The following is a 13,839-nucleotide window of genomic DNA, read 5'->3' on the forward strand; positions in this document are numbered from 1 at the left end:
AAGGCTACTGTTCAAAAATAGAACTTAAGGCCCCGACAGGCTCCGGCTGTCGGGGCCTTTCCAATCACTCCGGCACAAGACCGTATTGGTTGACGGTATTACCCGTTTTACGGCTTTCGGCGGTACGTTCCAGATTGAGCGACGCGCCGTCAGCTTCCGACAAAATATAGTACTCAATCATGCCACCCGTGTTGGTTGGCTTCGGAACCAAGTCCGATAGAATCAGGCGTTTGTTGTCGGTCGATACGGTCCAGGTGCCGGTTATAGTTTTCCCATCTATATCTTTTAAAACGGCTTTTCCTGGCTGACTCAGGTCGAGTCGAAAATTGGTATAGCCCGGTTTGATATTCGACGTAGCCCCCAACGTATAAACCAGTACGTCAGCTTCTTTCACGGTGTTGGCTTTCCAGATTTTACTAACAAGATCAGTAATTGGCGTGACGGTTTTAGGTTGGCAGCTACTCAGCCCGATGAGCAGCAAAAAGAGCAGATTTAGTTTGTTCATGGTAGTATGATACGTTTGGTGAATAGCCGTCCATCGGCCACAATAGCAAGTACGTACATGCCCGATGCAGGCTGCGCCAGTGAATAAGACCAGGCATCGGTTACGCCCACACGACGGCTATCTTTGAATTGCACCCGACCATCCAGACTGTGCAATTGCACCTCCGCCGGAACCGATCGATACCATTCGGTGCGTATTTGAAGCGTACGATTTTCGACAAAAACCTGCGTCTGCGTAATCCATTCGTCTTCCACGCCAATGACCACTTCTTCAATCCGCGCCGACGCTACGTTCGAATAGTTCGAATTTCCGGCGGCATTGATGGCCCGAATCCGGTAGTAATACGTAGTGAACTCCTGCAAACCTGGGTCGACGTAATTGGCCTGTGCGGCTGGAACCTGTTTGATTTCCACAAATGGCCCGTTCGGATTAGTAGACCGCTCAATACTTACCGTCACCGCTTTTGACGAAACGGCAGCCCAATTCAATTGAATCTGGTCATAATCAAACACCTTTGCGACCAAGCCAGCGGGTGTGGACGGTGGTGCTAAAGGCGTAGTAGCGCAGGCGGGATCAGTATAGGCCGATGGACCAGCCGCATTCACCGCCCGAACCCGGAAGCAATACTGCGTGGCATCGGTCAGGTTTTTGACTTCGTAGGTCGTCGCATTTGCGGGCAACGTAGCGATTTTCGTGAACATACCAGTGGCGTTAGTGCTCTGTTCAACCTCAAAACCACTCTCGTTCGCAGACAGGTCGGCCCAAGCCAGATTGATCTGCGAGGGCGATGCTGGCGTAGCTGTCAGACGAGCCGGAGCCACGGGTGGTACGTCGGGCGTAGCCGAACACGCTACGTTGGAATAAGCCGATGCGCCGATGGTATTTTTAGCCCGAATCCGGTAGCAATACGTTGCCGCTGGCGTCAATCCCTGATCCTGATACGTAGTTGAGTTAGCCGGTAAATCAGCGATTTTGGTAAACGTACCCGTTTGGCTATTTCCCCGTTCAACCTCAAACCCGGTTTCATTGGCGGATTGGTCGACCCAGGTCAGGTTGATTTGCGTAGCAGAACCGGGTGCAACAGACAGATTCGCTGGAGCGGTTGGTGGCACATCGGGCGTAGTTGCATCCGCTACGTTCGAATACGCCGACTGGCCAGCCGCGTTCAAGGCTCGAACGCGATAGAAATAGCGGGTGTTGGGCGTCAAACCAGTGTTTTGGTACGACGTAGTGTTTGCAGGCGCATCCGCAATTTTAGACCAGCCTGTATTTCCGTCAGGACTTCGTTCTATTTCGAAACCCGATTCATTGTTAGATAAGTCGGCCCAGGCCAGATTGATTTGTGTTGCCGATGCCGCTGCTGCCGTCAGACGGGCAGGGGCAGCGGGTGGCGCGTCGGGAGTAATGGCATTCGCTACGTTGCTAAATTGGCCATTACCGCTAGTATTGGTAGCCCGAACCCGGTAGTAATAGCGCGTATTCTGACTTAGATTTTTGTCTTCATACCCAGTGGTGTTACCCCCTAACTGCGCCAGCTGCGCCCAGCCGTCGCTTCCGTTGGGACTACGTTCAATCAGAATGTTCGTTGCATTGGGTACAAGTGTCCAGGTCAGGTTAATCTGCGTTGTAGACACTGCCGTAGCAACCAGATTCTGCGGAGCTGCGGGTGGGCCAACAGGTGTAGTGGCATCTGCTACGTTGGAAAATCCAGACAGTCCGGCAGCATTAACGGCCCGGATTCGGTAGTAGTAGCGCGTCTGCGGTTGCAGATTTTTGTCTTCGTAACTGGTTGCGTTTGCGCCGACATCTGCGATTTTAGAGAAAGTCGAACCGTCGGTGCTACGTTCGACCTGAAATCCGCTTTCATTATTACTCAGGTCAGCCCATTGGAGATTGATTTGATTATAAGCGACGGCAGTAGCTGTCAGACGGGCGGGGGCTGCGGGCGGAGTGTCTGGCGTCTGAGCATTCGCTACGTTCGAGTAGGGCCCCGATATCACAGCCGTTCCAGAAATTATGGCTCGAATACGGTAGTAGTAACGAGTGTTCGGCGACAGGTTTTTGTCTTCATAACTGGTGGTGTTTCCAGCCAGGTCAGCAATTTTAGTCCAGTTGTCGTTACCGTTGGGGCTACGTTCGAGCTGATAACCGGTGATATTGGCAACACCTGTCCACGACAAGTTAATCTGCGAAGTTGAGGCAGCCGTAGCAACCAGATTCTGCGGAGCACCGAGCGGAGGTGCCTGTGTGGTAGCGCACTGAATGTCTGTATAGCCACTATTTCCGGCGCCGTTTACTGCCCGAACCCGGTAACAGTATTGTGTGCTGGCCGAAAGATTTTGGTCAGAAAACGCAGTGGCGTTCGCTCCAACATCGGCAATTTTTGTAAACTGTGCCGTAGCGCTGCTAGTCCGTTCGATTTGAAAACCCGTTTCGTTATTGCTCACATCTGCCCATTGCAGGTTAATCTGACTGCTCGATGCAGCTTGTGCAGCAAGTCGGGCGGGTGATGTTGGCGGAGCTTGCTGAGTCGTAGCGCATGCTACGTTGGAGTAGCCCGCAGTTTCATAACTGGCATCGTATTGCACACGATAGCAGTATTCCGTACCCGGCGATACGCTGTTGTCAGTATAACCAACTCCCGACGTAGCGATGCGTGTAAAGTTACCCGACTGCCCCGTTCGGCGTTCCACAAAATAACTGCCCTCCTTGACAACGTCTGTCCAGACGAGTTGAATCGACGTAGTGCCTTTTGTTGTCGCAGTCAGGTTATTGACAACGGGAGGAATGTTATACGTACTGGTAGACGCTACGTTCGAGAAGTTCGAAGTGCCGGTAGCGAATTTAGCCCGCGCCCGGAAGTAATAAAGTGTAGCGGGCGACAACCCCGTAACCGTGAACGAGGTAGTATTTGCATTGACATCAGCGATTTTAGAAAATGTCCGATTATCGGTGCTACGTTCAATTTCAAATCCGGTCTCATTAGAAATATTTTCGGTCCAGGTAAGCCGTATTGATGTGCTGTTCTGGGCTGTAGCCACCAGATTCGTAGGTGCGTTGGATTGCCCTAATACTGACAAATGCAGAAACATGGGCAGCAGAACAAAAAGAAAGTGCTTTATCATGGTCGATGAACGTGTGACTTAGTTATTGGCTTTCGCCTTGACAATTTCGCTACGTAGTTGCCGCCCCGTCTGGCTCACAGCCACTACTGCGATTTCATAATCAGTGCCGGTTTCCCAGTCGGTCAGTACGGCGCGCGAGTCGTTGAGCAGTGGTGTAACAGCCCGGAAGGTTTCGCCAGCATCACGGGCCAGCACGCGGTAACCTACAAAATCGTTGGGCTGTGAAGCACGGTTCCAACTGACGGTCAGTCGTTTACCGCGTTCATCTAGTTGTACGTTGATGTTGGCGGGCGTTGTAAGGTCACTTTTCCCAATAACCTGTACCGGGCGCGGTATTGACGGCTCCGACGAATTACCAGTGCTATCGACGGCCTGCACAGCGTAGCGATACGTACCGTTTACTACGTTTCGATCCGAAAAACGGCTAGCGGAAGTGCGGCCCACAATCTGAAACGTTGGTTTGGTATCATTTACATTTTGGCGCAGTACGTGGTAAATACGCACATCCTCCGACGATGATGCCTGCCAGTTCACCTGCACCGAATCGCCAATGGCTGTTAGCGTTTGCAGATGAGGAGCCGTTGGGGGGCGATGGTCGGGCAGACGTACCGTCAGCAGTGCGGGCTTACTTTCGTTACCCATCTTGTCCACCGCCGTTACGCGGTAGTAAAAGGTGTTGCGATTATTACGGAGCAACGTATCGCGGAAAGTGGTCAGCTTATGCGGGGCCAGTTGAAGCTGTGCATAGTTGTCGTCTTTCTGGGTCAGTCCGCGGTAGACGAAATACCCGACGAGGTCTGGCTCAGTATTTCCCCGCCAACTCAACCGCACGTGACCGGTCGTATCGGTTTGCGCCACCAGGCCGGTGGGCGATGTGGGTGGCGTCAGATCAGGATGGCTAACCTGAACAGGTAACGTATTAGCCCCATTACCAGCCTGATCCTCAGCCCGCAGGTAGTAGTAATACGTTTCGCCTTCATGGGCTGTTTCGTCGGTGAACGTAGTGTCTGATGCGGCCAGCAAGCGGGGCAGTACGGGCTGATATGGCTTGTCCATCGACGTACTGCGGAACAGCCGATAGCCAATGCAATCGCGCGAGGACGAAGGTTTCCAGCCCAGCCGAATACTCTTTTTATCAACCTGGCCGTGCAGAGCCGTAGCTCCGGCAGGCGGGTCCATGTCTTTGATAGTGAGCCACACCGGCTGGCTGAACTCGCCGGGATTCACGAACGGGTCAAGGGCTGCAATGCGGTAGTAATACGTTTCGCCGATACGTAGCGTACTGTCGGTATCGGTGAACTGCGAAGCGGGTGTTTTACCTCCCACGGCTTCGATACCGATCACTGGCTGGCGGTTGATTTTTTCTTCTGTACCACCTGTGCCACGCCGACGGTAGACATTATAGGCTATTACGTTTGGCAGGATGGGCCAGTTCAATGCTACCCGACTAGTGGCCTCCTGGGTGATTTTCAGGCCAACGGGGGCCGGTTCTGGCTTATAATTTCCTGCCCGAACGGGTAAACTCTGTGCCCAATTATATTCCTTGCCATTATAGACTGCGTTGATGGCATAAACGTAGGTTTGACCAGGAATGGCTGTGTTATCCTGAAAAAACATACCAGCGGCCTGAGCAAAAGCATTATCTACGTAAACTGTTGTAGCAAAGAGCTTTAGATAGAATTTAGCTTCGTTACGTTTTGGCAGAGCCTGGATGGTCTTCAGGTAGTTGCGCTGACCTTCCTGCGCCAGGAGTGACGCTTTTGCGTCAACGGCAACAATGGGACGCAGGGGCGACGTAGTCAGGTGTGTGAAAGTCTTTTCGCTGACATTTCGGCGCAGAATATGAAACTGAATTTTCTGAGGTAACAGAATGAGCCACTTTACCTGTATGGCCTTACCGTCGGGCGTAACGGAAGCAAATGCTTTCGTAGAGGTGGCCGTTGTTGCCTTCTGGGCCCAAATGGATGATAAGCTGATCCAGATGAGCAGTAGTATACTTATTAGAATCGTTTTCATAAGATCACCTATTTTGTATTAAAGGGTCTGTCTACCAGGGAATCCAGCCTGTGGCGGCATCCCAGGCATCTTCTGCCAAGCCAGAGACAGCGTCCCAGGCCGCTTTACCGGCCTCGGTAAGCACTCCTCCTATATCCACCAGAAGTGTCATGGCCGAATCATAGACCTGACCCAATGCACCAATGATCACGTCAAGCCCTTTCAACAGCCAGCCCAGTATACCGTTGCACTCGCCTTCGAGGGTGCCATCGTCGTAGCACATATCACTGACTTCTCCATTAGTTTTCAGGATTGGAGATGCGTTTTTAAGCCCAAGGATGAAGTTGTAGCCACCTAGTACAGGCACACAAACGCGTCGGTTGTAGGCAACGCAGAACGGGTCAGGCAAGGAAAATTGAATATCGCTGCTGGCACTAATCAGGTCGAGACTGTAATCAGAATAACCGGCCGAAAGGTCGAGGGAAGCATTAATGGTACTCTGCATTTTGATGGGACGAAGGGACATTAGAAGGTCCGAATTAGCGCCAGCCTTCAGGTGAACCCATGCCCCGAACGAATCCGATGTTTTCAGGTCGAACAGTTTGGCGGAGAGATGCATTTTTAAACCAACACCTACTGGCACCCAGCTCATTGTAGGAATTTTTTCGGTAAGGGCATGCACCAGTACGTAACCGTAGGCTTTAGGTGTCAGATCACCCCATGCACCACACATGGCTTTTACTTCAATGGGTTTGCCAGGGCTACCTGCCGACGCCCAAAAACCTTTGGGACTTAAATACAGCGTTGCTTCGCCCGTAACGCAGGCGGCTACCAGATTGCCTTTAGTTATGTTGACGGTACCCAGCATTGTCTTACTAGCTAGATCAAATTTAACCGTAGCGTAACCCTGTATACGCGATGTCTCCTCATCGCCCGTACCGTTTAGCTGCTCAATATTAACGTCACCACGTATGATGGTTTGGGCAGGAACAAAACCGTTGAACGTGATTTCTGTGGCTGTTTTCCCCCATAGAAATCTGCCCTTATCAGCTACCGACTGGATGGGCATGGCTGCAAACAGACCAAAGCTGGTGTTGGCGTCGGGAACGTAATTGCCGTCGTTAATATCTATGTCGTTACCGACGTGCTTCATGTGGCTGTAGAGCCGACCTTCGAAGCCGTAGCCCTCCAGGTTCAGAAACAGCGGAATTCCGGGGTTATCTTTACTCTCATACTTAAATCGGGCAAACCAATACGTTACACCCTGCATTTTTCCGGCCCGGATTGTACTTTCTACAGTAATCGCCGACGGACTTTTCAGATTCATTCCGCTAATGGCCAGGAAACCGTTACCATACGTAGCATCGTCGTTGAAGAGCGTAAACTGAGCATTAATAAACGATCCTGTGCTGGTCTGGTAGCTACCGCCGTATGTCTTGTTGGCAGTAGGAATTATAGCCGAAGCCGGGGCCGAGCGTTCGAGGAAGTAGCCCAGACTGGCTGGAGCAAATTCGGCTGCGTAGCGTTCGTCGTTGGGGTCGTTATAAGGCCCGCTGCCTTTTTTGCCACCGCCAAAGCCCGAACCCGCCGGCAACTTAGGCCCACCGTTGATAGGTTTGTAAGGAATCGTACCGTCGAACTCAAAGGTATCTTTGCCGGGTTTGGCGAAAACGATATCGTACTCATCCTGTGATTTTGTGACGATTTTATCGCCCAGCACCAGCTTCCCAACAAACGACAGCCGCGCGTTTTTCCCGCCCGGTTCGTCGGCAAAAACGACCCGCGCCAGTTGGTAGTCGAGGCCGTTGAGGTAAGCGGTTTTCTGGCTGCTACCACCGTAATAAGCTTCGGCGTTCTTTCCAACGTAATTGCTGACGAGCTCTCCCTTGGGCGTAATCATTATATCAACGCCGTCCATGTGAATGTCGCGGGCGTCGATGCCGCGTGTGGAGTTGGTCGGATTGTAAGCCGAAATCCACATATCGGGGTGGAAAAAGCTGTCTTCGAAACGACCGCCCGTTACTTTCAGCGTTACCTGATCGCCTTCGGGCGTTTGCAGCAAAGTCCGTTCAGAAGGTTTGGAGAAAAACACATCTGCGTCGCCCAGACCCCATTTCTCGAGACTAATCTGCAAATCGCCAACCGCACCCACGAATGGGATGTATACCTCGCCCGCTACGAAACCCATTGTCAGTTCGGTGTTCTTGATGAAGGCAACAGCATGGGTAATCTTGCCTTTATAACCCAGGTACGGTGATTGAATATTCAGATCATCGCGCCCGCCTATTGTCGATTCGTAGCCTTTACCCCGGTTCACAATCGGGTTCAGTGGAATGGTCATCCAGTCCAGATGGTCCTGCGAAGTCGGATGGTATTCATCCTGCATGTAGACCATCTTACCGGCCCACAGATCCACATTGGTGCACGAGATACCTTTCACCCACTTCGGATACGGCAGGTCGTCGGCTTCAAACAGATCGCCCAATTGAACGTTCACGCTCTGAAAACTCAGAAACAATCGCGCATAATCGTCAACCGTTCCCAGTACAATTTGTGGGTCTTCAATCTGTTCTGTGAACGTAATGCCATCGCTGTTCTGAAAAGGAATCAACAGATCGGGTTCGTTTTTCTTTTTCCCTGTCACTTTCAACGACCCGTTCAGGTGGGCTTTCAAAACGTTGTTCTGAATCTCTAAATAAGAATCTTCTTTAATCTCAAGCCGAAAGTTGGGCAGGTCGCTCATTGACCCACTGAAGGATTTTCCAAACGGAATTTTCAGGGTTTCCGACGATGCCTGACCAGCCGATGCGATAGGGCGCCACTCGCCGGGAACTTCCACTGTTACGTTGCCATCATACGTATTGAGCGACCCAACCGACAACGGCCCTTTATTCCCCGAACCCGGATTAATGGCACCAACTGACGTTAGGGTAATCGGGCTGTTCCAGACAAAGCCGGTTTTGATTGACGCTTCTTCACTACCGCCCTTATTGAGCGAATACGTATTGAGTTTCTGATCTAACGCAGCAGTATGATCGGCAACAAGCCGGATGGATTCGAACGTAGCAGAGGCCGTTCCACCCGTGTGAGGATGGGTTTTAAATTTCGCATCCCGTCCCATTTGCCGCACGCCTTTAAGATTACTTTCGAGCTTTCCTTTAACGACAACGTAGCTCTCAAAACTGCTTTTCCCTTTCTTGTCCGCCTTATCAACGCTTGTCGGCCGAATGACCAGATTTGTAAAATCAACGTCGGTACTCAGGCTCACCGGCGACGTAATAGTCAGCGTTCCACGGCCCGAAAAATGGTCCTGATCGGGGTTGGTTACTTTCTGGATAGTAATGGTTTGGCCGGCAAAAACTAGTTCGCCCAGACCAGTCTTTGGCGTAGCAGGTTTAACAACTTTGGGTGGCTCAATAATCGAAGCAATAGCCGTTTTCTGACCGGGTACCGACGTAGTGCTTGAATCCATGGCAACAGGCGCCATCTTGATCGGCGTCTGCGTCAGTTCAATTCCAGGTTTCAACTGCTCTTTCGGAACAATGCCATACGTAAAGGCGCACACTGGACTCTTGCCATCGTTCTGAAAAACCAATTTTCGCGACCGGTCGATGGCCTGCACGCGCCAGGCGTAACGTTTACCGACAACCAAAGGCGGCTGCGTTGGGCTATACAGGAACGTACTGGTACGTAGATTACGCACTTCCACACCCGATTTTGGGAGCGCCACCGCATCAATAAACACATTTGGGTCAACGTCAACTTGTGGCAGTTCAACGACACGTAGCACGTATTCAACAGATGCCGGTGAAACACCCGCCGGAGGTGTCCAGGTGAACACAAGTGATTGTGGTGTAGTAGCCATTACGTCTGCATCACAGAGGGGCGCAATCAGAATGGGCGGCTCGACCGATCTGACGACGATGGGCGCGGAACAACCAATTGGAAACTCTGCCGACAAGGGCTGACCGAACGCAACCGCAGCCGTATTGGTGGCCGTTTCATTGAAAGCCCGTACGCATAGCTGATACGTACCATCGGGCAGGGGTAGTCCACGAGCGAGCAGGTTTTTGTCGATGCCCGTTACGTCGATCTGGTTTAAATCGAACAGCCCTTCAAGATCGTTGCGGGTAAGTAACGTCTGGCCAGGCGGAACGGCCAGGGGGCGCGGGGGCCGGTAATTGGGCGAGGTTTTGATCTCAATACCGTTGTCGCCGGTCAACTGGCCCGACAGCCGGATTTGATACGTAGTGCGGCTGGTGTTGATGATGAACACCCGCACCTGTTGCCCCGTGCCAGGATAGTCCTGCAAATAGGCGCTATAGGGCGGCATTACGTTCACCTGAATCTGTAGCGGGAACGTTTGCGCCCAACTGCTCATGCAGAGCAGCATAAAGCATAGTGTGCATAAAATGAGTGTGTTAGAACGAGATGCCATAGCCGAGGTTGCCTCTTAGTTCGTTGAATTTCTCCGTCTGAATACCTGTGTTTGAATTCAGGTAGTTGAGTGATACGTTGATTGTCTGCTGTTTAGCCACCTGGTAACCTGCGTTGGCCGACACGGTCAATACGTTGCCCGTGATGCCGGATTGCTGATTGATGAGGTAGCTGGCGTTGGCCGACGTAGTCAGTTTCTTGTCCAGAAAAGATTGAGTTGCGCCGAGCGTGGGGCCGAAGAAACGTACCGTCCGATTGGTGTCGCCAAACACAATCGGCAACTGGGTTTGGGTGTACGACAGCATTCCGTTGATGCCCCAACCGGTAGTAGTTTGCTGGTAGAAATAGCCCAGATTCAGGTTGATGTTGTTGTTCTCGGTCTGATTGGCCGTATTCGCATTCAGGTCGCTGAGTTTCTGATACGTAGTGGTCAGGTTGAACACCTGTATTACGTCCTCTTTCTGAAGTGTGTAGCGCCCATTGACCGTAGCAGACAGGTTATTCTGCGCCAGTTTCAACGTATCGATAATTGGTCGCAGTCCCGCCTGCTGGCTGATGCCGTAATTGGATAGTTGCAGGTCGATTCCGAACTTGGTTTCGGGATTGTACGATGCCACCAATGAGCCAATCTGCCGACCGGTGCGGGCACTTTTATTGTTCGCCAGATTATCGTACTGAACACCATAACTGCCTGACAATCGCAATTTTCCTTCCAGCAACGTAACGTTTGGCGCGATGGCGTAGCTTTCGATGTCGCTCTGGAAATAGTACGCACCCATCGTCTGAAAATTGGGATCGATACGTTTGTACTGAAGTTTGATACCCGCATTCCTGCCTTTGTAGCCAACTGCAGCCTGCGTTGCCTGCGTGAGCTGAGTAGACAAACGTGGGGTAAACAACCGACCAAAAAGTCGCGCTACCGGATTGCTGCCTTCGGTCGAAACCATCGTGGCCCGCACATCACGCGTGTAGGCGCTGACGGCTTCGTCCAGTTCAACGGTGATATACTGTAAAATCAGTAAACGAGAAGTAAGGCCAACCACCAGATTTTCGGCGGGCGATACGGTTTGTGTGGCCGATTGCGGAACGGAAGCGATGGACGCCGAATCGTCTTTGGCACGTAGCATGATCAGGTCTACGTAGTTGCCGGGTTTGCCGTAACCCACTTTCACCGCATAACCGGTACGTTGGTAAGCCGGAATAATGTCGGGTTCTGCGATGTTAGTCGAGATGGCTTTATTGAACCGGCCGTAAACCGCACCCAGCCGCAATTTACCGGGATTTAACTCAACACCACCACCCAGAAACGTATGCCCCGCCAGCGTGAACGGTGAGAATGATACGTTGCGATAACCCGCGTGAACGGTGGCCCATTTATAGGTAGGCGATATGCCAAACTGGTTGAACGGCTGCCGAAAACTACTGCCCTGATTACCCAGCACCGCCGAGAATGGAATGGCGATTCCACTGGGTAGCGATACCGTCACCGAACCGCTCAAACCAAATGGCGAAGGCTGGTTACGTAACTGAATGCCACTGGCGGAATAAAAGCCCGCATACGCATTCAACCCACCCGACAGCTTCACGGGCGACGATTTGCCGGGAGCAGCATCCGTCTGAGCCCAGGTGGGAGAACTCACCCAAAATCCAAAAAGGAGAAGTTGTAAAAATGAGCGCATTTCTGACACCGTTTTAATGCTAAAAACTTGTGTCAAAACTACCTAGCCCTCTAAGGGCAATCAATCGGATAAATGTATGAGGAGGAAACTACGTAGCAACCCAACCCAAACACAACTCACTTATAGACAATAACTTATACACTCACAAACAAAAAACGACTGTGAATCAGATTGCGTATAACTACGTACTCATCTACGGTTATCCGACCTATAATACAGTTAAATCAGCCGCAAAACTTACTATCAATTACGTACTGTCTGAGTTAACGAATCGTCGCGTAGCGACCCAACGTTTGTAGATAATGATGTCCTCGGCTTAACTCCGTCACGTAGTGACCAAACAAATTATTAACGTAGTTTGGTCGCTACGCGACGGGACTCTACCTGACTACCCTAAATTTCTACAAGCATTAGGTCGCTACGCGACGATTCTGTTAACTGAAATGATTTACAAAATTTTCTTTCGCAGTCGAATCAGCTATTTTTTGACCGTCATCGCCAATTTCACCGCTTCATACAGATTCACAATCGCACCGGTTTTCGACAACGTAGCGAAATCTACTTTTCGCTTTGTTCCGGGCTTAAGCACCTGCGTATGGTACGTTGCCGCCGATTGCAGAATGATACGTTTCAGGTCGGCGGGACTGAGGTTGGGGAAGTACGTTTTCAGCAATGCCGCCATACCGGCCACTACGGGTGTAGCCATGCTGGTACCGCTTCCCGGCCCGTAATTTCCCTTGGGCGTGGTTGACATAATCATCACTCCCGGCGCAAATACGTCTACGTTACGTTGACCGAAATTAGAAAATGACGCCACCAACGTACTGTCGTTATCGCGACTGCTGGCACCTACCGTTATTAAGTTCGGGATGATCTGCCCATTCAGATACGTGTTCGACGGATATTGTGCGGCTGAGTCGAGATCAACGTGGTCGTTTCCGGCTGCGTGTACGAGCAACACCCCTTTCTGATTGGCGTATCGCATGGCTTCATCCACCAATCTTTTCTCAGGCGAGAAGTATTTTCCAAAGCTCATAGAAACCACGCTTGCCCCATTATCGACGGCGTAACGAATGGCATTTGCTACGTCCTTATCGTATTCATCGCCATCAGGAATGGCCACTATACTCATAATTTTCACATTATCCGCTACACCTTTAACGCCCAGACGATTCGTACGATCGGCGGCAACAATGCCTGCTACGTGCGTGCCGTGTCACGTCCCACGTTCGGTATAATCGCCAATGGCATCGGCGTTACCATAGATACGCTCAGTCAGGTTTGTCGGATTATCGCCCCGAACCGTGCCTGGGTTATAATCAGGATTGTAGGCATAGGAAAGCCGATCTTTCAACTTGTCGTTAAACGACGTGTAATAGGCCAGCGTACCATCCAGATCAACACCATTATTCCGCTTTAAATCCTGGTAATAACCTTTGGCATAACGTAGCAGGGTTGTATCCGCAAACGAAGGTTTCGCCAGCATAGCCGTATCGACCCGGTTAGTCCCAAACGCTTTTTTTAGTTGGTCAATGCGGCCTTTATCTTCTTCCAGTAATTGAGAGTCTTTGGCGAAATCCTTCTCGATTTCGGCTCGTTTCTTCGTGTAATACGGCTTCACAATCTGATATAAATCAAACTCGGCCTGTTGAGCTGGCGGCAACGCTGTTCTGGATTTTCCTTCATACAACGGCTTCAGTCGGGCATAAAGCCGGGTTTCTTCTTTCTGAAGCTGCGCCACAGTATGTCCGTCTTTTTTACCCAGAAAATTCCATCCGTGTACGTCATCAACATAACCGTTGCGGTCATCATCTTTACCGTTTCCCGCCACTTCCTTCGCATTCGACCAGATCACTGATTTCAGGTCTTCATGATTACTGTCCACGCCCCCATCAATCACGGCCACGATAACTGGTTTACGGGGAGTTGATGGCGTCGGTAGTGTTTTCAGTAATTCGTACGCCCGTTCAGTACTGATACCGATGCTTTTGTCGGTTGCGGGATCGAGATGATGCCATTGCGCGGGTGGTAAAGTTTGGGCCTGCGTAGACATACTAACCAGCCAACAGATTGATAAGGGAAGCAGGGTGGATTTCAT

The 13,839-nt window shown here is 51.2% G+C and carries 6 protein-coding genes and 1 pseudogene; all 7 read right to left on the reverse strand.

Annotated elements, in window-relative coordinates:
- Positions 1–64 precede the first annotated feature (64 nt).
- The gene (locus ACYVF1_RS25645) at positions 65–505 is read right to left on the reverse strand and encodes a hypothetical protein (protein WP_461084337.1); all 441 of its coding nucleotides are present in this window, start codon (positions 503–505) and stop codon (positions 65–67) included.
- The gene (locus ACYVF1_RS25650) at positions 502–3,630 is read right to left on the reverse strand and encodes a fibronectin type III domain-containing protein (protein WP_461084339.1); all 3,129 of its coding nucleotides are present in this window, start codon (positions 3,628–3,630) and stop codon (positions 502–504) included. Before ACYVF1_RS25650 ends, ACYVF1_RS25645 begins: the two co-directional genes overlap by 4 nt.
- Before the next feature lie 18 nt (positions 3,631–3,648).
- Positions 3,649–5,646, reverse strand: a complete 1,998-nt coding sequence (locus ACYVF1_RS25655) for a fibronectin type III domain-containing protein (protein WP_461084340.1) — start codon at positions 5,644–5,646, stop codon at positions 3,649–3,651.
- A 31-nt stretch (positions 5,647–5,677) separates the two neighbouring features.
- Positions 5,678–10,063, reverse strand: coding sequence for a hypothetical protein (locus ACYVF1_RS25660; protein ID WP_461084342.1), 4,386 nt, complete (start codon positions 10,061–10,063; stop codon positions 5,678–5,680).
- Positions 10,047–11,741: a hypothetical protein gene (locus ACYVF1_RS25665; protein ID WP_461084344.1), complete on the reverse strand. Its 1,695-nt coding sequence runs from the start codon at positions 11,739–11,741 to the stop codon at positions 10,047–10,049. The genes ACYVF1_RS25660 and ACYVF1_RS25665 overlap by 17 nt, the downstream gene beginning before the upstream one ends.
- Positions 11,742–12,219: 478 nt before the next feature.
- Positions 12,220–12,945 (reverse strand): annotated as a pseudogene (locus ACYVF1_RS25670) (S8 family serine peptidase); the annotation flags it as partial.
- A 12-nt stretch (positions 12,946–12,957) separates the two neighbouring features.
- Positions 12,958–13,839, reverse strand: coding sequence for a hypothetical protein (locus ACYVF1_RS25675; RefSeq protein ID WP_461084346.1), 882 nt, complete (start codon positions 13,837–13,839; stop codon positions 12,958–12,960).

The organism is Spirosoma flavus (assembly GCF_054778555.1).